The sequence below is a fragment of the Pseudomonas sp. LG1D9 genome (assembly GCF_002949995.1).
Taxonomy (GTDB): Bacteria; Pseudomonadota; Gammaproteobacteria; order Pseudomonadales; family Pseudomonadaceae; genus Aquipseudomonas; species Aquipseudomonas proteolytica.
This window is the reverse complement of sequence record NZ_CP026881.1, coordinates 2,211,469-2,236,507: the sequence shown is the minus strand read 5'-3', so window position 1 is coordinate 2,236,507 and position 25,039 is coordinate 2,211,469. Positions and strand designations below refer to the sequence as shown.

The window sequence follows — 25,039 nt, the reverse complement described above, 5'->3', positions numbered from 1 at the left end:
AGCACGCGCTGGAGCAGATATCGCCGGCGCCCGCTGCGTAAAACTTGATCAGTCCCAGAAAGGGACCTATCGTTCCCTTTTTGGGACTCTTTGGTCGTCGCCATGCAAACCCTGCCCCTCAGCACAGCCCTGTTTACCGTGACCCAGCAAAAAGTCCTGGGCCTGCTTTTTGGCAAACCTGACCAGAGCTTTTTCACCAATGAAATAGCCCGCTGGGCCCAAGTGGGCAAGGGCAGCCTGACCCGTGAGTTGGAGCGCCTGCAACGGGCGGGTGTCTTGAGCATGACCCGTCAGGGCAACCAGACCCACTACCAAGCCAACCCGCAATGCCCGATTTACGCTGAGTTGCTGAACATCGTGCGCAAGACCCTGAGCCTGGATGAACCTCTGCGCAACGCATTGGCGCCATTCGCCAAGCAGTTGAGCTGGGCCTTTATCTACGGCTCGATTGCCAAGGGGCAGGCGCACTCATCCAATGACATTGATCTGATGCTGATCGGTGAAAGCCTCGACTACAGTGAAGTCATGGCGCAGCTCATGCCGCTGGAAGAACAATTGGGCCGCACCATCAACCCAACGCTCTACACCCCTGAGGACTGGATTGGCAAATGGACTGCCGGGAACAGTTTTGTGCGGCGGGTCGCGGAGCAAGACAAGATCAATCTCATTGGGGTGAACCCCGTGGAGTCCAAGGATGGACAGCAAAACCAATCTGGAGAATCTGCTCCGTAGTGGTGGCTTGAAGGCCGAGCCGCCGGATTGCACGGGATGTGAAGGTTCGACTGTTTGCGTTGTGTCATGAGCGGCGAAACCTGGCGGAATACGAAGGGTATATGGATGAGGACGAGGCGCTGCTAAGGCAACTTATCGACAGTACACAAGCGTTGTTGAGTAATGTGGATGCGCAGCTCAAATGCTTTCTCGGATAAAGCCCCACGCAAACCCGCCGATAACTCCAAGGAGTCTTTCGGTGGAAGCAACAACACAATGTGGTTATTTGACGTATTTGTCCGGTTGTACAACTCCAGCCCGTTTAATGGTGCCTTGCTGTTGTGGGTCGTGGTGTTGGCGCTCACTGCCAGCGTGACGATGAATTTCCCGACCCGGCGCGGCAAGTTCGCAGGCTTCGTGATCTCGTCGGTGGGCGCGGTGTTTATCTTGGGGTATCTGGAAACCCTCAGTGACGAATACAAAGAACCCAAGGTCGTTGTGACCAATCTGGTGGTCATGAGCCTGGGCGGCTTGGGCTCGGGCCTGCTGGCGGTGGCTATCTCGCGACGGCCGAGCAAGGCCGACATTCAACAGACCCGCACCTTCATCCATGGCTGGGGCCTGAGGATCTTTGAATACCTGTTGGTGTTTATCCTCATGTGCTCACTCGCCTTGTCTGCGCTCTGCCTGCTCTTTTGGTTCTTCGGTTGGCCTGTGGTGACGGGGCATACGGTGTTGGGCCTGTTGGTGGTGTTCTCGGTCGCGGCGATGGGTTGCTTGTTCATTTCCTGCTTGCGTCGGTTAATGAAGTGGGAGCAGTGGGGCGTGGGCCTGTTGTGTGGGTTGTTGCTGTTTTTGCTGCCGGTGTATGTGCAGGCGATCGGGGGGCTGGTGAGCTGGAGCCAGGCGGCGGTGCTGGGATTTCATACGGTGGCAGGCATCGCCATGGGCTGGACCGTGTGGCGCCAGCGTATGGAATGGCTGTAGGAGGTAGGAGCGAGCTTGCTCGCGAAGGACGCATAGGCGCCGCGCGTTACCTGATAGCGCTGCATTATCGTTGACGTTTTTCGCGAGCAAGCTCGCTCCCACAGAATTGATCGTTACTCCAGCCGTAACGGTTCGCCGCCGAGCTTGATTGATACCCCCCCGATTCACTCCTATGGTGAGCCCCACGACAGCGAACCCGTGGAGCGATCATGACAACAACAATAACCCCCGACTCGCGCTGGACGCGGCGACGCGATGAGAAACAGCGGCGCCTGGCGCGGGTGGCATCCCTGGCCGATGGTGTGGTGTTACCCACCGAACGCATTGTCGAGGCCCTGCAAGCCCTGATCCTGCCCGGCGACCGTGTGGTGCTGGAAGGCAATAACCAGAAGCAGGCCGACTTTCTCTCGCGCTCCCTGGCCAAGGCCGACCCGGCCGTGCTCCATGACTTGCACATGATCATGCCCAGCGTCGGGCGCTCCGAGCACCTGGACCTGTTTGAAAAGGGCATCGCGCGCAAGCTCGACTTTTCCTTCGCCGGCACCCAATCCCTGCGCATCAGCCAGTTGCTCGAAGACGGCCTGCTGGAAGTCGGCGCGATCCACACCTACATCGAATTGTATGCACGGCTGGTTGTCGACCTGATCCCCAACGTGGTGCTGTCCGCCGGCTTTATGGCTGACCGCGCCGGCAACATCTACACCGGCCCCAGTACCGAAGACACCCCGGCGCTGATCGAACCGGCGGCGTTCAGCGATGGCATCGTCATCGTCCAGGTCAACCAGTTGGTGGACGACGTCAGCGACTTGCCCCGCGTAGACATCCCGGCCAGTTGGGTGGATTTTGTGGTGGTGGCCGACAAGCCCTTCTACATCGAACCGCTGTTCACCCGCGACCCCCGGCATATCAAGCCGGTGCATGTGTTGATGGCGATGATGGCGATCCGTGGCATCTACGAAAAACACAACGTGCAGTCGCTGAACCATGGCATTGGTTTCAACACCGCCGCCATTGAACTGATCCTGCCGACCTACGGCGAGTCCCTGGGCCTCAAAGGCAAGATCTGCCGCAACTGGACCCTCAACCCGCACCCGACGCTGATTCCCGCCATCGAAAGCGGCTGGGTCGAAAGCGTGCATTGCTTCGGTACCGAGTTGGGCATGGAAAACTACATCGCCGCCCGCCCGGATGTGTTCTTCACCGGCCGCGACGGCTCATTACGTTCCAACCGCATGTTCTGCCAACTGGCGGGCCAATACGCGGTGGACCTGTTTATCGGCGCCACCTTGCAGGTAGATGGCGACGGTCATTCCTCCACCGTGACCCGTGGCCGGCTGGCCGGGTTTGGTGGCGCGCCGAACATGGGCCACGACCCGCGCGGGCGCCGTCACGGCACCCCGGCCTGGCTCGATATGCGCCACGACGATGCCCCCGAAGCCCTGCTGGAACGCGGCAAAAAACTCGTCGTGCAAATGGTCGAGACCTTCCAGGAGGGCGGCAAACCGACCTTCGTCGACACCCTGGATGCGGTGGAAGTGGCGCGCAAAAGCGGCATGCCCCTGGCGCCGATCATGATCTACGGCGACGACGTGACCCACCTGCTCACCGAAGAAGGCATCGCCTACCTGTACAAGGCGCGCTCCCTGGAAGAGCGCCAGGCGATGATCGCGGCGGTGGCCGGGGTGACCGCCATAGGCCTGCGCCACAACCCCAAGGACACCGCGCGCATGCGCCGCGAAGGCCTGATCGCCTTGCCCGAAGACCTCGGCATCCGCCGCACCGACGCCACCCGCGAACTGCTGGCGGCCAAAAGCGTGGCCGACCTGGTGGACTGGTCCGGTGGCCTGTACAACCCGCCCGCCAAGTTCAGGAGCTGGTAAATGCACGCACTCAAACTGCACACACTGACCCTGGCCGAGCAACTGGCGGACCTGGCGGTCGACGCGCTGATCGACGAAGCGGACCTGTCGCCCAAGCCGGCGTTGGTGGACCGGCGCGGCAACGGCGCTCACAACGATCTGCACCTGGGCCTGATGCATGCCTCGGCGCTGTCCCTGTGGCCGGCGTTCAAGGAAATGGCCGAGGCGGCGATCGAGTCAGGTGAAATCGGCCTGCCACTGCGCGAAGCCCTGGGCCGTATCGGGCGCGAGGGTGAGCAAGCGATGCTGATCACCACCCAAGGCGTGAACACCCATCGCGGCGCGATCTGGGCCCTCGGCCTGCTGGTGGCTGCCACCGCGCTGGATCCCACCTCCCGCAATGCCAGTGCCGTGAGCCTGCGCGCCGCGCGCCTGGCCTTGCTCAACGACCGCTATGCGCCGCAACCGTTGAGCCATGGCGTACAAGTCGCCCAACGCTACGGCGCACGCGGCGCCCGCGAAGAAGCGCAACTGGGCTTCCCCGCGGTGCTGCAACGTGGCCTGCCGCAACTGCACGCAAGCCGCGCGCAACAACACGGCGAGCAGAACGCACGCCTCGATGCGCTGCTGGCGATCATGACCCAACTGGCCGATACCTGCGTGCTGTACCGCGCCGGCACCGATGGCCTGCAGACCATGCAACTGGGGGCCCAGGCCGTGCTGGACGCAGGCGGCAGTGCAAGCCTGGCCGGGCGGCGGCGCCTCAATGAATTGGACCAACAACTGCTGGCACTCAATGCCTCCCCCGGTGGCGCCGCCGACCTGTTGGCCGCCTGCCTGTTTATCGACCGCATCGAGTCTTGCGACGGAGCGTTTTGATGGAAACCCTATCCTTTGAATTCCCCGCCGGGCAGCCGCCCAAAGGCCGTGCGCTGGTGGGTTGCGTCGGTTCCGGCGACCTTGAAGTGCTGCTGGAACCGGGCACGGCGGGCACCTTGAGCATCCAGGTGCAAACCTCGGTCAACGGCGCCGAGCAACGCTGGCAACACCTGTTCCAGCGGCTTTTCCAGGAACAGACACCGCCGGCCTTGAACATTCAGATCCACGATTTTGGCGCCACCCCCGGCGTGGTGCGCTTGCGTCTGGAGCAAGGTTTCGAGGAGCTTGGCCATGACTGACTTACTCAACCGACACAGCTTCGTCGAGCTCGGCGCCCGTCAGCGGGCCAAGGCGTTGCTGGATGCCGGCAGCTATCGGGAACTGATCGACCCGTTCCAGCGCGTAATGTCGCCGTGGCTGAGCCGCCAGGGTGTGGTCCCGCAGGCCGACGATGGCGTGGTGATCGCCAAGGGCACCCTCGACGGCCTGCCGCTGGTGATCGCCGCTATCGAAGGCAATTTCCAGGGCGGCAGCCTCGGTGAAGTCGGCGGGGCAAAAATCGCCGGGGCCCTGGAACTGGCCGCCGAGGACAACCGCAACGGCGTCCCCACCCGCGCTGTGCTGCTATTGGAAACCGGCGGTGTGCGCTTGCAGGAGGCCAACCTCGGGCTGGCGGCGATTGCCGATATCCACGCCGCAATTGTCGACCTGCGCCAGTACCAGCCAGTGATCGGCGTGGTGGCCGGCAGTGTTGGCTGCTTTGGCGGCATGTCGATTGCCGCTGGCCTGTGCAGTTACCTGCTGGTAACCCGCGAAGCCCGCTTGGGCTTGAACGGCCCGCAAGTGATCGAACAGGAAGCCGGCCTTGAAGAATACGACTCCCGTGACCGGCCCTTCATCTGGAGCCTGACCGGCGGCGAGCAGCGCTTCAACAGTGGCCTGGCCGACCGCTATGTGGCGGACGACGTGGCGCAGATCCGCCAACAGATCAGTGAACTGTTGCAGCAAGGTTTACCGGCCTCGCAACGCAGCCGCCAGGCCGACTATTACCTGGCGCGTCTGGCTGCGCTGGACGCCGCACCGCAGATCGAGCCGGCCACGGTTCGTGACCTGTATCAGGGAGAACGCCCATGAGAGGCTTGCAGTGGTTCAACGCATTGAGCGCCGGTGCGGCGCCGGTAGCAGGTCTGCCGGCTTCGTTGAAAGTGGCGGATGGCGTGCTTGGCGAGCAAGCCGTACGGTTTATCGCGGTGGTGCCGGATGCCGCCAACCGCTTCCCAAGGGCGCGCCAGGGTGAGGTGGGTTTGCTGGAAGGCTGGGGTTTGGCCAAGGCGGTGGATGAAGCCATCGCCAGCGGCGATCAACGCCCGATCATTGCCATCGTCGACGTACCGAGCCAGGCCTACGGCCGCCGCGAAGAAGCGTTGGGGATTCATCAAGCCCTGGCGGCAGCGGCGGACAGTTATGCCCGTGCGCGCCTGGCCGGGCACCCGGTGATCGGGTTGCTGGTGGGCAAGGCCATGTCCGGGGCGTTTCTTGCCCATGGCTACCAAGCCAATCGCCTGATTGCCCTGCGCGACCCTGGGGTGATGGTGCACGCCATGGGCAAGGCGTCGGCGGCGCGGGTCACCTTGCGCAGTGTCGAAGAACTGGAGGCCCTGGCCGCCAGCGTGCCGCCCATGGCCTACGACATCGACAGCTATGCCAGCCTCGGTCTGCTCTGGGAAACCCTCACGGTCAACCAGATCGAACACCCCACGGCCGATGACCTGGCGCGGGTCAGCGATTGCCTGCAGCAGGCGATCAAGGACGTACAGAGCAGCGGCGTGCGGGATTTGCGCGGGCGCCTGGGCGCCGTCAACCGTGCGGCGTCCAGCCGTGTACGCGAGCTGCTGCGGGAGCAATGGTGAACGCTCACGACTTGCTCTGGGGCATGACCCCGGCGCATCTGCCGGCTGACGCACCGGCCTGGGCACTGGCGGTGATCGGTGCCGGGCAGCCGGTGGTGGTGCGCCGGGCGCTGGCCGAACCGGGCTATGTGGCGGTGGGTGTGCGCGGGCGTCTGCGTGAGCAGCGCTTTGGCGCCGTGATGCCGCTTGCAGCCGTGCAGCGGCGGGTGGTGCCCGAGGCGCTGTGCGAAGTGATTTCGCCCCGCGATCTGCCGGCGCTGCGGGCACTCGCGCAACTGCGGCCAGTGCTGGCGAAGGCGGTCTGGGGCATTACGGGCAGCGCGGGTTTCGAGTTGGCCACCGGCATTGAAGCGCTGCATGCCCAGAGCGATCTGGATTTGTTGTTGCGCACTTTCGAGCCTCTTGATCGCGGCGATGCCAAGGATCTGCTGGCGCTGCTGGACACCGCGCCGTGTGCCGTGGATCTGCAACTGCAAACCCCGTATGGCGCGGTGGCCTTGCGCGAATGGGCCGGTCCTTCACAGCGGGTGCTACTGAAAAGCGCCAGCGGCGCGCACCTGGTCAGTGACCCTTGGCAGGCGGTGGTATGAGCAGCCTTTTGGTGTTCCCAGGGCAAGGCGCCCAGCGCCCGGGCATGCTCCAGCAGTTGCCCGCCAGCGTCCTCGACGAAGCCAGCGAGGCCTTGGCGCAAGATGTGCGCCAGCTCGATTCGGCGCAGGCCCTGGCCAGTACCCGCGCCGTGCAACTGTGCTTGCTGATTGCAGGCGTGGCCCACGCTCGTCAGTTGCAGCACACGCCGGACTACGTGGCGGGCCTGTCCATTGGCGCTTACCCGGCGGCGGTGATCGCCGGCGCCCTGGGGTTTGCCGATGCGCTGCGCCTGGTCAGCCTGCGCGGTGAGCTGATGCAGCGCGCTTATCCACAGGGCTACGGCATGACCGCGCTGATCGGCCTGGAGTTATCCACCGTCGAAAATGTGCTGGCCGAAGTCCATGGCCCCGATTCACCGGTGTACCTGGCCAATATCAATGCCGACAACCAGTGCGTGATTGCCGGCAGCGACGCAGCCATGCAACGGGTCGCGGATCGCGTCAAAGGCCAGGGCGTGGCCAAGCGCCTGGCCGTCAGCGTGCCGTCCCATTGCGCGCTGTTGGACACGCCTGCGCAAACACTGGCCGAGGCGTTCGCCAAGGTCACGCTCAAGGCGCCGGCCATCAGCTACCTGAGCAGCACGCGGGCGCGGCCGATTCGTGATCCCGCGCAACTGCGCGACGACCTGACCTTCAACATGTGCCGCATCGTCGATTGGCGCGGCACCGTGCAAAGCGCCTATGAGCGTGGTGTGCGCCTGCAGATCGAACTGCCACCGGGCGCGGTGCTTACCGGCCTGGCGCGGCGGGTGTTTGAACAGGGCACCGTGATCGCCTTCGAAGGCGCCCGCCTGGACACCTTGCAGGCCCTGTTGGAGCAGGAGGGCCGCCATCACCGATAAAGCATGACCTTGGCTTTCGAAGCACAAAAACAACAATTTCGATCAAGCATCAAGAGGACTACCAGCATGATTATTTACGGTGTGGCGTTTCTGGCCTTGTGTACCCTGGCGGGCCTGTTTGTCGGCGAGCTGCTGGGCCAATGGATGGGCATCCCGGCCAACGTCGGCGGGGTAGGCATCGCGATGTTGCTGCTGATCGGCCTGGGCAGTTACCTGGGCAAGCGTGGCCTGTTTACCGGCAAGTCGGAGCAGGGTGTGAGCTTCTGGGCGGCGGTGTACATCCCGATTGTGGTGGCCATGGCGGCCCAGCAAAACGTCTATGGCGCTATCAGTGGCGGCCCCATGGCGATTCTCGCCGGCACCTGCGCGGTAGTGGTGGCATTTGCCCTGGTGCCGGTGCTGGTACGCCTCGGCAACCGTGAGCCGGATGCCGTCATCCCTACCAAGACGGCAGGGTGAGCGCCATGTACGAATCCTTGATGAAAGTCATCACCGGCTACGGCCTGATCAGTGGTTTTGCGGTGATCGGCCTGACCATGTGGGTGTCCTACTGGATCAGCGACACCTTCACCAAAGGCCGCTTGCATGGGTCGGCCATCGCGATCCTGCTGGGGCTGGTGCTGTCCTATGTGGGCGGTGCGTTTACCGGCGGGGCCAAGGGCGTGGTGGATATCCCGCTGCTGTCGGGCATCGGCCTGCTGGGCGGGGCGATGCTGCGCGACTTTGCCATTGTGGCGACCGCGTTTGGGGTGAGCGTCGATGAGCTCAAGCGTGCCGGATACGTGGGGGTGCTTGCACTGTTTGTGGGCGTCGGCTCGTCATTTGTCGCAGGCGTTGGGGTGGCCATGGCGTTTGGCTACACCGATGCGGTGAGCCTGACCACCATCGGTGCCGGGGCGGTGACCTATATCGTCGGGCCCGTGACCGGGGCGGCGATTGGCGCCAGTTCCGAGGTGATGGCGTTGTCCATTGCTGCGGGGTTGATCAAGGCCATTTTGGTGATGGTGATGACCCCGTTCGTGGCGCCGTTGATTGGCCTGAACAGCCCGCGCAGTGCGGTGATCTTCGGCGGCCTGATGGGCACCTCCAGCGGCGTGGCCGGCGGGTTGGCGGCGACCGATCCGAAGCTGGTGCCCTATGGCTGCCTGACGGCGGCGTTTTATACGGCGCTGGGGTGTCTGTTGGGGCCTTCGTTGTTGTTTTTGCTGATGCGGGGGTTGGTGGGCTGATTCGCTAATCTCGATTGAATGTTCGGGCCTCATCGCAGGCAAGTCGAATCGTCGCACCGCAGCTCCCACACTTTGATTTGTGAACACATTCAAATGTGGGAGCTGGGGTGCGACGATTCGACTTGCCTGCGATGGCGGTTTCAATCCTGCCGATTGGCATACATCCGACACTCTGCCAACAACGCCAGCAAATTCGGATCGCGCTCCTTGGCCTTCAAGAACACCACGCCAATGTGCTGCTGTAGCCGGTAGCGCGCCTGCAATGGAATCAGCTTCACCCGGTTCTCATACACCGCCGCAATCCTTCCCGGCAGCAATGCATATCCCACCCCCGAGCTGACCATGCTCAGCAGGGTGAAGATGTCGTTGACCTGCATCGCCACCTTCGGCTCGAACCCCGCCTGCTTGAATACCCGTGCGCCGTCCTGGTGGGTGGCGAAGCCCTGGGTCAGGGTGATGAAGGTGGCGTCGCGCACCTGGGCCAGGTCGATTTCCTGTTCGCGGTCCAGGGGCGAGTCGGCGGGGGTGGCGAGGAAGATGTCATCGGAAAACAGCTGGATCTGCGCGCAGTCCGGCTCCATCACCTGGTCGTCGAGGGAGATCAGGATCGCGTCGACTTCCATGTTCTTGAGCTTGTACATCAGGTCGACGTTGGAGCCCAGGATCAGGTCGATATTGAGCTCGCTGCGGCGGATTTTCAGGCCCATGATCAGTTGCGGCACGGTCTTGACCGTCAGCGAATACAGGGCGCCGAGCTTGAAGCGTTCGGCGGAAAAGCCAGCGGCTTCGCGGGTCAGGCGCACGCTGTCGACCACGTCCTGCACCAGTTTTTGCGCGCGCTCTTCGAGCACGTAGGCGCTTTCCAGTGGGGTGAGGTTGCGCCCTTCGTGCTTGAACAGCGGGCAGCGCAGGGCATTCTCCAGGGAGTGGATGGCCCGGTGCACGCTGACATTGCTGGTCTGCAACTCGGCGGCGGCGCGGGCCAGGTTGCCGGTGCGCATGAAGGCCAGGAAGATTTCCAGCTTCTTGAGGGTGAACTCTTCGTCGATCAGCATGGCGATGGCTCTTATTCGAATGCGCTCGATTGTGCCCTTAAAGCGCCGCAACCGTCATAACGGTCTTGCACTCTGGCCTGTCAGGCCTGAGCCTTACGGGGTCGATGCAGCAGTTTTGGAGGTTGGCGACACATGTATCACGGAGAACGATTCAACGCCTGGAGTCATTTGCTCGGCGCCGTGGCGGCCTTTATCGGCGCGGTGTGGATGCTGGTGGTGGCGAGTATGGACGGCAGCCCGTGGAAAATCGTCAGTGTGGCGATCTACGGCTTTACCCTGCTGGTGCTGTACAGCGCCTCGACGGTGTATCACAGCGTGCGCGGGCGCAAAAAAGAAATCATGCAGAAGGTCGATCACTTCTCGATCTACCTGCTGATCGCCGGCAGCTACACCCCGTTTTGCCTGGTGACGCTGAACGGGCCCTGGGGCTGGACGTTGTTCGGGATTGTCTGGGGCCTGGCGGTGATCGGAATCCTGCAGGAGATCAAGCCGCGCTCCGAGGCGCGTATTTTGTCGATTGTGATCTATGCGGTGATGGGTTGGATTGTGTTGGTGGCGGTCAAGCCATTGATTGGCGCGTTGGGTATGGACGGGTTTATCTGGCTGGCGTCGGGCGGGGTGTTGTACACGGTGGGGATTATCTTCTTCGCCCTGGAACACCGGCTGCGGCACTCCCATGGGATCTGGCATCTGTTCGTGATCGGCGGCAGCCTGCTGCACTTTGTGGCGATCATGGGCTACGTGCTCTGACAGACCACATGGCGCTGGTTTTGTGTGGGAGCCGGCTTGCCTGCGATAGCATCACTGGGGTGTGACTGATGGACCGAGGTGTCTGCATCGCAGGCAAGCCAGCTCCCACACAAGCCAGCTCCTACAGGGTTCTGCGGTGTTTTAGAGGCGGTCTAGCTGCTCCTGGGCACGGCTGCCAAAGATCTCCAGCAGGCTCGCCAACATATGCGGCGGCGGTTCATCCGCGCGGGTCAGGGCGTACAGGGTGATGGGCAGCGGCGGGGCCAGGGGGCGGATGCAGGTGCTGTCGGTGGATGCGCCCAGGGCGGTGAAGGGGTCGATCACCGCCAGGCCGGCGCCGGACTCCACCATGGCCCGGGCCAGGGAATAGGTCTGCACCGAGATCTGCACCTTGGGCGGCGGCTCGACCGCTTCAAGGTAGCTGTCGAGCCGCGCCGACAGCGGGTCGGCACTGGACAGGCCAATCAACGGCGCGCCTGCCAGGGCCATCAACGGCAAAGGTTTGCCCAGCTCCGTCGCAGGCCAGAAGCCCCGAGGCGCCAGGGCCACCAGTACGCCGTGGGCTAACGCCTGGGCCTTGAGCCCGGGATGGTCCGGGGACTTGAGCGTCAGCGCCACATCCATCTCGCGCATCAACAGGTTCTGCACCAGCTCACGGCTGTGGGCGCTGGACAGTTCGCAGGCAATGTCCGGATAGCGCTGGGTCCACTCGCCAATTGCCGGCGGCAACAATGACAAGGCCAGGGCCGGCGTGGCGCCGATGCGCAGGCTTTGGCCGGGCGCGCGCCGCAGGTTCTGGGCCAGGCGCCGCACGCCTTGCAGGCTTTCGCTGACCTTATCGACTTCACGCTCCAGGGCCAGGGCTTCCGGAGTGGGCTGCAGCTTGCCGCGTATGCGCAGGAACAGCGGGAAGCCCAGTTGCAGTTCGGCGTGTTGCAACACTTTGGTCACCGCCGGTTGCGAGACGTGCAGCAACTGCGCGGCGGCGCTGACGGAGCCGGTCTGGCGGATGGCCTGGAAAATTTCGATATGACGCAAGCGCATGACGAGTCCATAACCTTTGTTTATAGGTGGCCCATCTTTATTCATTGTCCGGCGCCTGTCACCTGCCCCTAACCTTGGACGCTCATTACAACGCTCGGGAATCGACATGGCTCAGCAGGTTTGCATCATTGGCGGTGGGGTCATCGGTCTGGCGAGCGCCTATGCCCTGGTGCGCGCCGGTATGGACGTGACGGTGGTCGAGGCCCGCGACAGCCTGGGCAGCGAGACCAGTTTTGCCAATGGCGGCCAGTTGTCCTACCGCTACGTCGCGCCGCTGGCGGACAAGGGCGTGCCGTTGCAAGCCATTGGCTGGCTGCTGCGCGGTGATTCGCCGTTGAAGCTGCGGCCGCGCCTGGACCCCGCGCAATGGCGCTGGATGGCCGCGTTCCTCGGTGCTTGCCGGGCCTCGGTGAACAAGCGCAACGCCGGCCACCTGTTGCGCCTGGCCACGTTGAGCCAAGGCATCTTGCAGCAATGGCGCGAAGAGGATGGGCTGGACGGTTTCGACTGGCAGCGCAACGGCAAGCTGGTGACATTTCGCAGCCATCACACCTTTGAACACGCTCGCAATAAGGTGCTGGATCGCCTGCAGCAACAGGTGCTGTCGGCGGCCGATTGCACGCGCCTGGAACCGACCCTGGGCGCGAAGGATTTTGTCGGCGGGATCTACACGCCCAATGAAGAAGTGGCGGACTGTCACCGCTTCTGCCAGCAACTGGCGGCGCGCCTTGAAGCGTCGGGCCGTTGCCGGTTTGTGCTGGGGCGCAAGGTCACGGGTATCCGGCATGCCAACGGCACGGTGCAGGCGATTGAGTTGGGCAGCGAGGTGATGCCGGTGCAGCACCTGGTGTTGGCGGCGGGGGTGCGCAGCCCTGAGCTGGCGCTGCCGGGGATCGCGCTGCCACTGTACCCGCTCAAGGGCTACAGCCTGAGTGTGCCGATTGGCGAGCAGCACGCCGCGCCGAAAATCAGCATCACCGACTATGACCGCAAGATCGTTTACGCACGGATCGGCGAACAGCTGCGGGTGGCGGCGATGGTCGACATCGTCGGCTTTGATACGGGCCTTGAGCCCAAGCGCCTGGCCCTGATCAAGCGCCAGGCCTGTGAGACGTTCCCCTTGGCCGGTGACTACAGCCAGGCCATCGAATGGGCCGGCATGCGCCCGGCCACCCCCAGCGGTGTGCCGCTGATTGGCGCCAGCGTGTACCGCAACCTGTGGCTCAACCTTGGCCACGGCGCCCTGGGCTTCACCCTGGCCTGTGGCAGCGGCCAGGTATTGGCCGAACTGATCGGCCAGCACACCACTTCCATTGATATGCAGGGCCTCGCGCCCCGCGCCGCATAGGGCACCGCAATGACCATCAGCCGGATCGACAGCAATAACCGCTTATCGGGCGCCGTGACCTACCAGGACCTGGTATTCCTCTCCGGCCAAGTGCCGGGCCAGGGCCAGGACGTCACCACCCAGACCCACGAGGTGCTGGCCAAGATTGACGCGCTGCTGGCGCAAGCCGGCAGCGACAAGGATCATCTGCTCAATGCGACCATTTACCTGAAGAACATCCAGGAAGGTTTTGCGCCGATGAATGATGTCTGGTCCGCCTGGCTCACGCCCGGCCAGGCACCGACCCGCACCACCCTGCAGGCGGAACTGGCACGCCCGAGTGTGCTGGTGGAAATCAGCGTGATTGCTGTACGCCGCCCATAACAAGAACACCAACGGAGAATAACAATGCAAAAAATCACGTTGATCGGTACCGCACTGGGGCTGTTGTTGACGGCCCAGGCCCAGGCCAATGAAGCGCCGCTGACGGGCACCCTGGCCAAGGTCGCGAATGCCAAGAGCATCACCCTGGGTTATCGCGATGCGTCGGTGCCGTTTTCCTATGTCGGCGATAACACCGGCAAACCCATGGGCTATTCCGTGGACCTGGCGAGCAAGATTGTCGAGCGTATTCAACAAAAGACCGGTGTGCCCAAGCTCAACGTGAAGTACAACCTGGTCACTTCGCAGACGCGTATTCCGCTGGTGATCAACGGCACGGTGGACCTGGAGTGCGGCTCCACCGGGGTGACGGCCGAGCGGCAGAAGCAGGTGGCGTTTTCCTATGGCTTTATCTATGTGAAGGGCCAGTTGCTCACCGCCAACGACAGCGGTATCCAGCGTTTCGCCGACCTGCGTGGCAAGAACGTGGTGACCACCGCCGGCACCACCAACGAGCGGTTCCTCAAGAGCTACAACCATGAGCACAAGCTGGATATGTCGGTGATCAGCGCCAAGGACCATGGCGAGGCGTTCCAGATGCTGCAATCGGGTCGGGCCGTGGCGTTCTATATGGATGACGCGTTGCTCTATGGCGAGCGCGCCAAGGCCAAGGACCCGCACAAGTGGGTGGTGGTGGGCGAGGAACAGTCGCGGGAAATCTACAGCTGCATGGTGCGCAAGGACGACCCGCAATTTTTGGCGGTGGTCAACGAGACCCTGGGCGAGCTGTACAGCTCGGGGGAAATCAACGGGATTTACCAGCGCTGGTTTGAACAGCCGATTCCGCCCAAGGGCTTGAACCTGGAGTTCCCCATGACCAGCGAGCTGAAGGCGATTATTGCCAAGCCGGTGAGTGATCCGGTGGAGTAAACACTCAATCCCCATGTGGGAGCGGGCTTGCACGCGAAAGCGGTGTGTCAGTCAATACATCCGCAGACTGATAAAACGCTATCGCGAGCAAGCCCGCTCCCACATTTTTGATTGGGTTTACATGCAGGGTTAGAAGTCGCCCCAGAGTTGTTGAGCGACTGATAACGCGACTACCGGTGCAGTCTCGGTGCGCAACACCCGCGGGCCCAGTCGTGCGGCGTGGAAACCAGCGTGTTTCGCAGTTTCGACTTCGCCATCGGTCAAGCCACCCTCCGGCCCGATCAAAAACGCCAGGCTCGACGGCTTGGCATGGCTCACCAGCGGCTCGGCCACCGGGTGCAGCACCAGCTTCAAATCCGCCTCGGCCTGTTTCAACCAATCGGCTAGCAACAGCGGTGGGTGAATCACCGGCACCGTGGAGCGGCCGCATTGCTCACAGGCGCTGATCGCCACCTGGCGCCAGTGCAGCAGGCGTTTGTCGGCGCGTTCGTCCTTGAGGCGCACCTCGCAGCGCTCGCTGAAGATCGGCGTAATGGCGTTGACCCCAAGCTCGGTGGCTTTCTGGATTGCCCAATCCATACGCTCGCCACGGGACAGGCCCTGGCCCAGATGAATGTGCAGCGGCGATTCGACCTGGCCGACGAAGGCCTCGGTGAGTTGCACGGTCACGCGTTTTTTCCCGACTTCCAGCAGTGTGCCGCGGAACTCCTGGCCAGAGCCGTCGAACAGTTGCACGGCATCGCCTTCGTTCATGCGCAACACGCGGCTGATGTAATGCGCCTGGGCTTCGGGCAGTTCGTGGTCGCCAAGGCTTAGCGGGGTATCGGTGAAAAAACGCGACAGTCTCATTTCTGTTCTCTGCAAATAATGTGTGTGTTGCTATGCAGCGGGAGCGACGTTTTTCCTGTAGGAGCCGGCTTGCCGGCGATGGAGGTCAACGATAACGAGGGGGCCTGGATGAATGCGGCGCTCTCACGTTTTTCGCCGGCAAGCCGGTTCCTACAGGGGGCGTTAGCCGGGGTCGCGAAAGCCTGGGTGAAAGTCTTTCGGGACTGCCACGCTGACTTTGCTGTTGGTGGCGATATCAATGCCTTCAGTGGCCACTTCGGCCAAAAAGTCGATCTGCTCCGGGGTGATCACATACGGCGGCAGGAAATACACCACGCTGCCCAGGGGCCGCAGCAATGCACCGCGCTCCAGGGCATGCTCGAACACTTTCAGGCCGCGCCGTTCCTGCCACGGGTAGGCGGTCTTGGTGGCTTTGTCCTGCACCATCTCGATGGCCAGCACCATGCCGGTCTGGCGTACTTCCGAGACATGGGGGTGATCCACCAGGTGCGCGGTGGCCGTAGCCATGCGCTGGGCCAGGGCCTTGTTGTTCTCGATGACGTTGTCTTCTTCGAAAATATCCAGGGTCGCCAGGGCCGCCGCACACGCCAGCGGGTTGCCGGTGTAGCTGTGGGAATGCAGGAAGGCGCGCAGGGTCGGGTAGTCGTCGTAGAAGGCGCTGTACACATCTTCGGTGGTGACCACGGCCGCCAGCGGCAGGTAGCCGCCGGTCAGGGCCTTGGACAGGCACAGGAAGTCCGGGCGGATGCCCGCTTGCTCACAGGCGAACATGCTGCCGGTACGGCCGAAGCCTACGGCGATTTCGTCGTGGATCAGGTGTACGCCATAGCGATCGCAGGCTTCGCGCAGCAGCTTGAGGTATACCGGGTGGTACATGCGCATGCCACCTGCGCCCTGGATCAGCGGCTCGACGATCACGGCGGCGACGCTGTCGTGGTTGTCGGCCAGGGTCTGTTCCATCGCCCGGAACATGTGGCGCGAGTGTTCTTCCCAGCTCATGCCTTCGGGGCGCAGGTAGCAGTCCGGGCTGGGCACCTTGATGGTGTCCAGCAGCAAGGCCTTGTAGGTCTCGGTGAACAATGGCACATCGCCGACCGACATCGCGGCGATGGTTTCGCCGTGGTAGCTGTTGGTCAGGGTGACAAAGCGCTTCTTGTTCGGCTGGCCGCGGTTGAGCCAGTAGTGAAAGCTCATTTTCAACGCGACTTCGATACACGACGAACCGTTATCGGCATAGAAGCACCGCGTCAGGCCCTCGGGCGTGATCTTTACCAGGCGCTCGGACAGTTCGATCACCGGCTGGTGGCTGAAACCGGCGAGGATCACGTGCTCCAGTTGGTCCACCTGATCCTTGATGCGCTGGTTGATGCGCGGGTTGGCGTGGCCGAACACATTGACCCACCAGGAGCTGACGGCATCGAGGTAACGCTTGCCTTCGAAGTCTTCCAGCCATACGCCTTCACCGCGCTTGATCGGCACCAACGGCAGTTGCTGGTGGTCTTTCATCTGGGTGCAGGGGTGCCACAACACGGCAAGATCGCGTTGCATCCACTGGTTATTCAAGCCCATCTTTGCGTCTCCTCGAAGCGCTGCCACGACCTGCGCAGGCAAAACAATCGCGCAAGCCTATGCAATGGCGGGCTGTGTCACAACCCATGAGCCATGAATTGGCAGTAAATGCAGGACGGTCTGTCACGTTTGTGCTCAATAGTCCTTAATCCTTAGTTAATTTACTGTTCATAGGCTCAAGATCGGATAAATCGATCTTTCACAGCAAAATTTTCCGCTTTATATCGATAGGTAAAACGCTAGTCTTGGGCACGGCTCTCACGGGATTTGGGGAATGCAACTACGAAACACATCGACCCGCTACGGCTGGGTCAGCATTGTTATCCACTGGAGCGTGGCACTGGTGGTGTTCGGTCTGTTTGCGCTGGGCCTGTGGATGGTCGGTCTGGATTACTACAGCATGTGGCGCAAAGACGCGCCGGACCTGCATAAAAGCATCGGCATTACGCTGTTCGCGGTGATGTTGGTGCGCATTGTCTGGCGCCTGCTCAGCCCACCGCCGCCAGCGCTGGCCAGTTATAGCCGCATGACCCGGATCGGCGCGGCGTTTGGCCACGCGTTCCTGTATCTCGGGCTGTTTGCCGTGATGATTGCCGGCTACCTGATTTCCACCGCAGACGGTGTCGGGATCCCGGTGTTTGGTCTGTTTGAAATTCCTGCCGTGGTTTCCGGTCTACCGGACCAGGCAGACGTAGCCGGCCTGGTGCATTTGTACCTGGCCTGGGTGCTGGTGGTGTTTGCCGGCCTGCATGGCGTGGCCGCCTTCAAGCACCACTTTATCGATCGTGACGCGACCCTGGTTCGTATGCTGGGGCGCAAAGCCTGATGTTCAACCTCGACTCACAAGGAATAGAAAGCATGTTGAAAAAAACTCTCGCCGCTCTGGCAATCGGTACTGCTCTGCTGTCTGCTGGTCAGGTGATGGCGGCCGATTACAAGATCGACAAGGAAGGCCAGCACGCCTTCATCGATTGGGAAATCAGCCACTTGGGCTACAGTTTCATCTACGGTACGTTCAAGGACTGGGATGGTACTTTCAGCTGGGATGCCGCCAAGCCTGAGGCCAGCAAAATCGCCGTCAACGTGAAAACCGCCAGCCTGTGGTCCAACCACGCTGAACGTGACAAGCACATCGCCAGCAAGGACTTCCTGGACGTTGCCAAGTTCGCCGATGCCAAGTTCGTTTCGACCGCGGTTAAACCAACCGGCGAAAAAACCGCTGACGTGACCGGCGACCTGACCTTCCACGGTGTAACCAAGCCTGTGACCTTCAAAGCCGTTTTCAACGGTGAAGGCAAGGATCCATGGGGCGGCGAACGTGCTGGCTTCAACGCAACGACCACGTTGAACCTGAATGACTTCGGCATCAAAGGCCCAGGCCCGACTTCCCAGACTGTAGACCTGGATATCACGCTGGAAGGTGTCAAAACGAAGTAAATTCGCGAGCTGCATAAAAAACCGGATCGAGAGATCCGGTTTTTTTTAGCCTGGAACGCGGTCAATGTGGGAGGCTGGCTTGCCTGCGATGGCCATAGGTATCTACACAGCCTTCAGAAACTGACGAACTTTCCTGTGGCGAGCGGGCTTGTCCCGCGCTGGGCTGCGAAGCAGCCCCAATAAGCCGAATGCGTTGTACCAGATACACCGCAGCAGCTGGTTTTGGGGCTGCTTCGCAGCCCAGCGCGGGGCAAGCCCGCTCGCCACAACGGCGCTATCTGCCTGGATTTAGGCGTTGCGGCAAAGTTGTGTAGATACCGCCATCGCAGGCAAGCCAGCTCCCACCGTTGATCAATGCCCAGTCCATAAAAAATGCCCCGGATCTTTCGAACCGGGGCATTTTTCGTGGCGCTATGAAAATCAGCGGTTGCGGGTCAGCAACGCTGGTTTTTCACCACGAGGGCGGCCTGGCAGTTGATCCAACTGTTCAGGTGTCGGGAAGCGATCGCTTTTCGACTCCTTGTGGATAATCTTCGGCGTGGTGCCGCTGCGCGGGTTCTGCACGGCCGGCTCGGAGGAGCGTGGCTGCTCATCACGGGCAGGGCGGCGGTTGCGCGACTCTTCGCGACGGGCCTGGCCATCACGCGGAGCGCCGTTACGCGGACCATTGCGCTTGGCAGGCGGGGTGCCAGTGGTGGCGCCGTTGCTGCTGCGTGGACCATTCTGGCGACCCTGCGGCTGACCACCGGTGCGCGGAGCGCCTGCGCCTGCGCCCTGTGCCGGGGCACCTGGGCGGCGACCACGGCCCTGGGCCGGTTTGGCCTGGGGCACGTAGTCAACGCGGTTACCGAAGTTATCCACATCATCGTCGAGGAACTCGTCCGGTGCGCGGTCGGCTGCGGCGCGTGGCGGCTGGCTCGGCTGGCGCTGTTCGCGGGCCGGGGTGCCTTCGCGGGGCTTTTGCTCGCGGGCTGGGCGTTCGCCACGGCCGTTGGTAGGCGCCTTGTCCTTGCCGCCCTTGTCCTTGCCTTTGTCGCGACGACCACCGCCACCACCGCCGCCGTTCGGGCCATCGCCCTTGGGACCACGTGGGTTGCGCGGGTTACGCACATCCGGACGCTCGCGCACTTCCGGCTTTTCGGCTTCTACGGTGCTGGCATCGAAGCCCATCAGGTCGCCGTCGGCGATTTTCTGCTTGGTCATGCGCTCGATGCTTTTCAGCAGTTTTTCTTCATCCGGGGCGACCAGGGAAATGGCCTCGCCCGAACGACCGGCGCGGCCAGTCCGGCCGATACGGTGCACGTAGTCTTCATCGACGTTTGGCAGCTCGAAGTTGACCACGTGTGGCAGTTGGTCGATATCCAGGCCACGGGCGGCGATATCGGTGGCGACCAGGATCCGCACGGAGCCGGCCTTGAAGTCGGCCAGGGCCTTGGTCCGCGCGTTCTGGCTCTTGTTGCCGTGGATGGCGACAGCGGTGAGGCCGTGCTTGTCCAGGTACTCGGCCAGGCGGTTGGCGCCGTGTTTGGTGCGGGTGAACACCAGCACCTGTTCCCAGGCGCCAGCGGTGATCAAGTGGGCCAGCAGAGAGCGCTTGTGGCTGGCAGGCAGGCGGAACACCCGTTGCTCGATACGCTCGACCGTGGTGTTGGGCGGCGTGACTTCGATGCGCTCGGGGTTGTGCAGCAGCTTGCCGGCGAGGGCGGTGATGTCGTTGGAGAACGTTGCCGAGAACAGCAGGTTCTGACGCTTGGCCGGCAGGCGCGCGAGGACTTTCTTCACGTCATGGACAAAGCCCATGTCGAGCATGCGGTCGGCTTCGTCCAGCACGAGGATTTCCACGTGGGACAGATCGACGCTGCCTTGGCCGCAGAGGTCGAGCAAACGACCAGGGCAGGCGACCAGCACGTCAACCCCACGGGACATGGCCTGAACCTGTGGGTTCATGCCGACGCCGCCGAAGATGCAGGCGCTGACGAACTTCAGGTCACGGGCGTACAGCTTGAAGCTGTCATGCACCTGTGCGGCGAGTTCGCGGGTAGGGGTCAGGACCAGTACGCGGGGTTGGCGCGGGCCGTGACGCTGGGATTTGTCCGGGTGACCATTGGGGAACAACCGCTCCAGAATCGGGAGGGCGAAGCCGCCGGTTTTACCAGTACCTGTCTGAGCCGCGACCATCAGGTCGCGACCTTGCAACACGGCGGGAATAGCCCGCTGTTGCACCGGAGTAGGCTCGGTATAGCCCGCTGCCTCGATGGCGCGGACTAAAGCCTCGGAGAGACCGAGGGAAGCAAAGGACATGAGTAATCCTGTTTGTAGTTAGGGCTTGGCCCAAAGGGATAATCTTGCCGGGCGCGAATGGCGTTTAGAGGAACGCAATCCCGTCCGGTCCTGCTGGGGTTGGCAGGCACTCCAACGGCTCGCGCGGGCTGCAAAGCTGCGCAGTAGCGGGGTTGGATACCTGTGATACGACCACAGAGGCCGGGCGTAAGCCTGGCGGAAAGGCCGGAGTATAACAGAGCAATCACTGCGCGCTGCTTTCCTGCTGCTCAACGGTGTCGTCCAGCAGGGGCGACGGGGCGATTTGGCTCACGGTACCGGCATATTTTGCACTCAGGGCCGCGTAGGCGGGCTCTTGCTTGAAGCGTTTGAGCTCGGCGCCAAAGCGCTGCACCAGCAGGTCCATGCCCGCGCCACGGCGTACGGCCAGGAATTGCTTCTGGCTGCTGATCACCGGCGACGCCTGGGTGACTTGTTGCTCCAGGCCCAACTCCTTGAGCACATGCTGGCCGACCCGGCGGTCGGTGATCACCAGATCGATCCGGCCACGGGCCAACTTGCCGAAGTTGGCCTCATGGCTGGGGGCCGGCTCGCGGGTAAACAGGGAGGATTCGCTGAACCCGGCGCTATATAGGTAACCGGGGGACGTGCCGATGGTCAGCCCTTTCAGGTCGTTGAGGGTGCGGAATGGATGCGGGCGCTCGTTGGCGTAGAACATCACAAACTCAACCTGGGACAACGGTTCGCTGGGGTAAAGCAGTGCTGCGTCGCGTTCATGGCTGTGAAAAATGTCCAGCGCGCCATCTGCCAGGCCCTGGTCGAGCATGGCCAGGCAACGTTTCCAGGGCAGGAACTGCCATTGCACCTCAATCCCCAGGCGCTGGAACACGATCATGGTGGTCTCGTAGTCGAGCCCGCGCATCTGGCCGTTTTCTTCGTAGACGTAGGGTGCCCAGGGTTCGGTGACAATGCGCAGTTTCTCGCCATGGGCGGTCAGGCTCAGGCAAGTGAAAATAACAGCGGTCAACAACTGGAGAATGACGGGCATACCCTGAGGTTACGACTGTCTCAGGTTAAAGAGAAGCTCTGGATCGGGGATCTTCAGGCGGCAAACCTGAATTTTTATTGTGCCGCCGACCCGCAAGGAATCCGGGGCGACGGCACAACGGGCAGCCTCAGCGTGGCAACTTGAGGTTGTTCCAGATCGCCAGGCTCGGGTCGGCCTGGTTCAGGGTGTAGAAGTGCAGCCCCGGTGCGCCACCTTGCAGCAAGGTCTCGCACATTTCGCTGATGACCTGCTCGCCGAAGGCCTGGATGCTTTTGACGTCATCGCCGTAGGCTTCCAGCTGCTTGCGTACCCAGCGTGGGATTTCTGCACCGCAGGCGTCAGAAAAGCGCGCCAGCTTGCTGTAGTTGGTGATCGGCATGATGCCCGGCACGATCGGGATGTTCACGCCCAGGGCCTGCACGCGCTCGACGAAGTAGAAGTAGCTGTCGGCGTTGAAGAAGTACTGGGTGATCGCGCTGTTGGCGCCGGCATTGGCCTTGCGTACGAAGTTGTTGAGATCGTCTTCGAAATTACGCGCCTGCGGGTGCATTTCCGGGTAAGCGGCCACTTCGATATGGAAGTGATCACCGGTTTCTTCACGAATGAAGCTCACCAGGTCGTTGGCGTAGCGCAGCTCGCCGCTGGCCATGCCCATGCCGGACGGCAGGTCACCGCGCAGGGCGACGATGCGCTTGATGCCGGCAGCCTTGTACTGGGTCAGCAGGCCGCGCAGGTCGTCCTTGCTGTCGCCCACGCAAGACAGGTGCGGAGCCGCAGGCACCTTGGCTTCGCTTTCCAGCTGCAGCACGGTGTTGATCGTACGATCACGGGTCGAGCCGCCTGCGCCGTAGGTGCAGGAGAAAAAATCGGGGTTGTAGCTGGCCAACTGCTTAGCAGTTGCCATCAGTTTTTCATGCCCAGCATCGGTCTTGGTCGGGAAGAACTCGAAGCTGTAGCGACGGTCTTGGGACATGGTAATACCCTTGGAAACTCGAAGGCCTGGAAGGCATACACAATCGAAGCGGGTGCCGGGCTTTCTGTGGGAGCTGGCTTGCCTGCGATAGTGTCACCACGGTATTGCTCAAATACCGAGGTGCCTGCATCGCGGGCAAGCCCGGCTCCCACAGAAGAGCCGGCGCCAGCAGGGCCGATCAGTAGCGGTAGGCGTGCGGCTTGAACGGACCTTCGACAGTCACGCCGATGTAGTCGGCCTGGGTCTTGGTCAGTTGGGTCACTACGCCGCCGAAGCCGCGGACCATTTCCAGGGCCACTTCTTCGTCGAGTTTTTTCGGCAGTACTTCCACGGTCAGGCGCTCGGCTTTCTGGGCTGGCGACAGGTCGGCGTATTTCTGGTCGAACAGGAAGATCTGAGCCAGTACCTGGTTGGCGAACGAGCCATCCATGATGCGGCTTGGGTGGCCAGTGGCGTTGCCCAGGTTAACCAGGCGGCCTTCGGCCAGCAGGATCAGGTAGTCGTCGTTCTGCGGGTCAAAATCACCAGCGCCGGTACGGTGAACCTTGTGCACCTGTGGCTTGACTTCTTCCCATGCCCAGTTCTTGCGCATGAAAGCGGTGTCGATCTCGTTGTCGAAGTGACCGATGTTGCACACCACGGCGCGCTTTTTCAGGGCCTTGAGCATGTTGGCATCGCACACATTCACGTTACCGGTGGTGGTCACGATCAGGTCGATCTTGCCCAGCAGGGCCTTGTCGATGCTGGCTTCGGTGCCGTCATTGACGCCATCGATGAACGGCGAGACCACTTCGAAACCGTCCATGCAGGCTTGCATGGCGCAGATCGGGTCAACTTCGGAAACCTTGACGATCATGCCTTCCTGACGCAGGGACTGGGACGAACCCTTGCCCACGTCACCGTAGCCGATCACCAGGGCTTGCTTGCCCGACAGCAGGTGGTCGGTGCCGCGCTTGATCGCATCGTTGAGGCTGTGACGGCAACCGTATTTGTTGTCGTTCTTGCTCTTGGTCACCGAGTCGTTGACGTTGATGGCCGGGATTTTCAGCTCGCCCTTGGCCAGCATGTCCAGCAGGCGGTGTACGCCGGTGGTGGTTTCTTCGGTCACGCCGTGGACGCGGTCCAGGATGGCCGGGTATTTCTTGTGCAGCAGCTCGGTCAGGTCGCCGCCGTCGTCGAGGATCATGTTGGCATCCCAAGGCGCGCCATCTTTCAGGATGGTTTGCTCCAGGCACCATTCGTACTCTTCTTCGGTCTCGCCTTTCCAGGCGAACACCGGTATACCGGCAGCGGCGATGGCGGCAGCGGCCTGGTCTTGAGTCGAGAAGATGTTGCAGGACGACCAACGCACTTCGGCACCCAGGGCAACCAGGGTTTCGATCAGCACGGCAGTCTGGATGGTCATGTGGATGCAGCCGAGAATCTTCGCGCCCTTGAGCGGCTGTTCAGCGGCGTACTTGCGGCGCAGACCCATCAGGGCTGGCATTTCGGATTCGGCGATAAAGGTTTCGCGACGGCCCCAGGCAGCGAGGGACATATCGGCGACTTTGTAGTCGGTAAAACCTGCAGGCGTGATTACAGCGCTCATGAAGAGCCTCCATTCGTAGTGTGCGAATGGGCGCCGTTGTGCGTTTAGTATCCAACCAGGACAACCTGGCTGGGCAACGCCCCATCCGAGCCTGACAGGCCAGGGCCTGCTGCAGCGCCCCTCGGACAGGTGGCGGGAGAACGGTATCAATCGCAGATGACCGTTTTGAAACGGTGGCGATTATAGCCGCCTGCGCCCGACTTCCCAAGCCTTTCTGTCGGGCTCATGAAGATCGCTCATGGCCGTGATAGGCAATGGCGCATAGAGCTTGGGCCGGCGCTCTGCCATGATGTTGCCCATCATTTCGCAAGACGCTTTGGAGTGAACATGAACTTCCACACCCGCAAATGGGTAAAACCCGAAGACCTGAACCCCAACGGCACCCTGTTCGGTGGCAGCCTGCTGCGCTGGATCGATGAAGAAGCGGCGATCTATGCGATTGTCCAGTTGGGCAACCAGCGGGTGGTGACCAAGTACATCTCCGAGATCAATTTTGTCAGCGCTTCGCGCCAGGGCGACATCATCGAGCTGGGCATCACCGCTACCGAATTTGGCCGCACCTCCATCACCCTGACCTGTGAAGTGCGCAACAAGATCACGCGCAAAAGCATCCTGACCGTGGAAAAAATGGTCTTCGTCAACCTCGGCGAAGACGGCCTGCCGGCGCCCCACGGGCGTACCGAGATCAAGTACGTGAAGGATCAGTTCCAGGACGACAGCGAGTAACGATCCGCCGTGTAG

26 protein-coding genes and 1 riboswitch are annotated in these 25,039 nt (G+C 62.1%); of the genes, 18 read left to right on the top strand and 8 right to left on the bottom strand.

What is annotated here, in order from left to right; all coding sequences use genetic code 11:
• Positions 1–102 precede the first annotated feature (102 nt).
• The 11 genes from C5F71_RS10775 (at position 103) to madM (ending at position 9,067) form a co-directional block, all read left to right on the top strand.
• Positions 103–732, top strand: coding sequence for a transcriptional regulator (locus C5F71_RS10775; protein ID WP_104911119.1), 630 nt, complete (start codon positions 103–105; stop codon positions 730–732).
• A gap of 255 nt (positions 733–987) precedes the next feature.
• Positions 988–1,698 carry a hypothetical protein gene (locus tag C5F71_RS10765; RefSeq protein ID WP_104911118.1) on the top strand — a complete coding sequence of 237 codons (711 nt, stop codon included), beginning with the start codon at positions 988–990 and terminating at the stop codon, positions 1,696–1,698.
• A gap of 209 nt (positions 1,699–1,907) precedes the next feature.
• Positions 1,908–3,578 (top strand): malonate decarboxylase subunit alpha, encoded by a 1,671-nt coding sequence (mdcA, locus tag C5F71_RS10760; protein ID WP_104911117.1) that lies wholly within the window; start codon positions 1,908–1,910, stop codon positions 3,576–3,578.
• Positions 3,579–4,436, top strand: a complete 858-nt coding sequence (locus C5F71_RS10755) for a triphosphoribosyl-dephospho-CoA synthase (RefSeq protein WP_104911116.1) — start codon at positions 3,579–3,581, stop codon at positions 4,434–4,436. It begins immediately after the preceding gene.
• A complete protein-coding gene (locus C5F71_RS10750; RefSeq protein WP_029300430.1) occupies positions 4,436–4,735 on the top strand; it encodes a malonate decarboxylase subunit delta in 300 nt (99 codons plus the stop codon). The genes C5F71_RS10755 and C5F71_RS10750 overlap by 1 nt, the downstream gene beginning before the upstream one ends.
• On the top strand, positions 4,728–5,570 hold the full coding sequence (locus tag C5F71_RS10745) for a biotin-independent malonate decarboxylase subunit beta (protein WP_070993967.1): 843 nt from the start codon (positions 4,728–4,730) through the stop codon (positions 5,568–5,570). The genes C5F71_RS10750 and C5F71_RS10745 overlap by 8 nt, the downstream gene beginning before the upstream one ends.
• The gene (gene mdcE, locus C5F71_RS10740) at positions 5,567–6,346 is read left to right on the top strand and encodes a biotin-independent malonate decarboxylase subunit gamma (RefSeq protein ID WP_104911115.1); all 780 of its coding nucleotides are present in this window, start codon (positions 5,567–5,569) and stop codon (positions 6,344–6,346) included. The genes C5F71_RS10745 and mdcE overlap by 4 nt, the downstream gene beginning before the upstream one ends.
• A complete protein-coding gene (locus C5F71_RS10735) occupies positions 6,340–6,936 on the top strand; it encodes a malonate decarboxylase holo-ACP synthase (protein WP_104911114.1) in 597 nt (198 codons plus the stop codon). Before mdcE ends, C5F71_RS10735 begins: the two co-directional genes overlap by 7 nt.
• Positions 6,933–7,838 carry a malonate decarboxylase subunit epsilon gene (gene mdcH, locus C5F71_RS10730; protein ID WP_104911113.1) on the top strand — a complete coding sequence of 302 codons (906 nt, stop codon included), beginning with the start codon at positions 6,933–6,935 and terminating at the stop codon, positions 7,836–7,838. Before C5F71_RS10735 ends, mdcH begins: the two co-directional genes overlap by 4 nt.
• Before the next feature lie 66 nt (positions 7,839–7,904).
• Positions 7,905–8,297: a malonate transporter subunit MadL gene (gene madL / locus C5F71_RS10725; RefSeq protein WP_029300421.1), complete on the top strand. Its 393-nt coding sequence runs from the start codon at positions 7,905–7,907 to the stop codon at positions 8,295–8,297.
• Between the two features lie 5 nt (positions 8,298–8,302).
• Positions 8,303–9,067, top strand: a complete 765-nt coding sequence (gene madM / locus C5F71_RS10720) for a malonate transporter subunit MadM (RefSeq protein WP_029300419.1) — start codon at positions 8,303–8,305, stop codon at positions 9,065–9,067.
• Between the two features lie 140 nt (positions 9,068–9,207).
• On the opposite strand, the gene C5F71_RS10715 is transcribed toward madM, so the two are convergent.
• On the bottom strand, positions 9,208–10,122 hold the full coding sequence (locus tag C5F71_RS10715; RefSeq protein WP_029300417.1) for a LysR substrate-binding domain-containing protein: 915 nt from the start codon (positions 10,120–10,122) through the stop codon (positions 9,208–9,210).
• 132 nt (positions 10,123–10,254) lie between these two features.
• Between C5F71_RS10715 and C5F71_RS10710 the strand changes: the two genes are divergently transcribed.
• Complete coding sequence (locus C5F71_RS10710) at positions 10,255–10,872, top strand: hemolysin III family protein (protein ID WP_029300416.1); 618 nt, start codon at positions 10,255–10,257, stop codon at positions 10,870–10,872.
• Between the two features lie 141 nt (positions 10,873–11,013).
• On the opposite strand, the gene C5F71_RS10705 is transcribed toward C5F71_RS10710, so the two are convergent.
• The gene (locus C5F71_RS10705) at positions 11,014–11,916 is read right to left on the bottom strand and encodes a LysR family transcriptional regulator (protein WP_104911112.1); all 903 of its coding nucleotides are present in this window, start codon (positions 11,914–11,916) and stop codon (positions 11,014–11,016) included.
• A 106-nt stretch (positions 11,917–12,022) separates the two neighbouring features.
• On the opposite strand from C5F71_RS10705, the gene C5F71_RS10700 reads away from it, so the two are divergent.
• The 3 genes from C5F71_RS10700 to C5F71_RS10690 are packed head-to-tail and all read left to right on the top strand — an operon-like array spanning position 12,023 to position 14,554.
• The gene (locus C5F71_RS10700; RefSeq protein WP_104911111.1) at positions 12,023–13,264 is read left to right on the top strand and encodes a D-amino acid dehydrogenase; all 1,242 of its coding nucleotides are present in this window, start codon (positions 12,023–12,025) and stop codon (positions 13,262–13,264) included.
• 9 nt (positions 13,265–13,273) lie between these two features.
• The gene (locus C5F71_RS10695; protein ID WP_104911110.1) at positions 13,274–13,627 is read left to right on the top strand and encodes a RidA family protein; all 354 of its coding nucleotides are present in this window, start codon (positions 13,274–13,276) and stop codon (positions 13,625–13,627) included.
• A 24-nt stretch (positions 13,628–13,651) separates the two neighbouring features.
• Positions 13,652–14,554, top strand: a complete 903-nt coding sequence (locus C5F71_RS10690) for a transporter substrate-binding domain-containing protein (RefSeq protein ID WP_029297402.1) — start codon at positions 13,652–13,654, stop codon at positions 14,552–14,554.
• A gap of 129 nt (positions 14,555–14,683) precedes the next feature.
• Here the strand turns inward: C5F71_RS10690 and C5F71_RS10685 are convergent, their stop codons facing one another.
• On the bottom strand, positions 14,684–15,403 hold the full coding sequence (locus C5F71_RS10685; RefSeq protein ID WP_104911109.1) for a 16S rRNA (uracil(1498)-N(3))-methyltransferase: 720 nt from the start codon (positions 15,401–15,403) through the stop codon (positions 14,684–14,686).
• A gap of 162 nt (positions 15,404–15,565) precedes the next feature.
• On the bottom strand, positions 15,566–16,972 hold the full coding sequence (locus C5F71_RS10680; RefSeq protein ID WP_104911108.1) for an adenosylmethionine--8-amino-7-oxononanoate transaminase: 1,407 nt from the start codon (positions 16,970–16,972) through the stop codon (positions 15,566–15,568).
• 274 nt (positions 16,973–17,246) lie between these two features.
• Between C5F71_RS10680 and C5F71_RS10675 the strand changes: the two genes are divergently transcribed.
• Positions 17,247–17,798: a cytochrome b gene (locus tag C5F71_RS10675; RefSeq protein WP_092231075.1), complete on the top strand. Its 552-nt coding sequence runs from the start codon at positions 17,247–17,249 to the stop codon at positions 17,796–17,798.
• Positions 17,799–17,830: 32 nt separating this feature from the next.
• Entirely contained in the window at positions 17,831–18,409 is a 579-nt protein-coding gene (locus C5F71_RS10670; protein ID WP_104911107.1) for a YceI family protein, read from the top strand.
• 420 nt (positions 18,410–18,829) lie between these two features.
• On the opposite strand, the gene C5F71_RS10660 is transcribed toward C5F71_RS10670, so the two are convergent.
• From C5F71_RS10660 to ahcY, 4 genes are all read right to left on the bottom strand, one after another.
• Complete coding sequence (locus C5F71_RS10660) at positions 18,830–20,710, bottom strand: DEAD/DEAH box helicase (protein WP_029297392.1); 1,881 nt, start codon at positions 20,708–20,710, stop codon at positions 18,830–18,832.
• Positions 20,711–20,933: 223 nt separating this feature from the next.
• Positions 20,934–21,737 carry an ABC transporter substrate-binding protein gene (locus tag C5F71_RS10655; RefSeq protein ID WP_104911106.1) on the bottom strand — a complete coding sequence of 268 codons (804 nt, stop codon included), beginning with the start codon at positions 21,735–21,737 and terminating at the stop codon, positions 20,934–20,936.
• 127 nt (positions 21,738–21,864) lie between these two features.
• Positions 21,865–22,710 carry a methylenetetrahydrofolate reductase [NAD(P)H] gene (metF, locus tag C5F71_RS10650; protein WP_029297387.1) on the bottom strand — a complete coding sequence of 282 codons (846 nt, stop codon included), beginning with the start codon at positions 22,708–22,710 and terminating at the stop codon, positions 21,865–21,867.
• Between the two features lie 178 nt (positions 22,711–22,888).
• Positions 22,889–24,298 (bottom strand): adenosylhomocysteinase, encoded by a 1,410-nt coding sequence (gene ahcY, locus C5F71_RS10640; protein ID WP_029297385.1) that lies wholly within the window; start codon positions 24,296–24,298, stop codon positions 22,889–22,891.
• A 21-nt stretch (positions 24,299–24,319) separates the two neighbouring features.
• Positions 24,320–24,427: riboswitch (S-adenosyl-L-homocysteine riboswitch) on the bottom strand.
• A gap of 198 nt (positions 24,428–24,625) precedes the next feature.
• Here ahcY and C5F71_RS10635 point away from each other — a divergent pair.
• A complete protein-coding gene (locus C5F71_RS10635; protein WP_029297383.1) occupies positions 24,626–25,024 on the top strand; it encodes an acyl-CoA thioesterase in 399 nt (132 codons plus the stop codon).
• Positions 25,025–25,039: the final 15 nt, after the last annotated feature.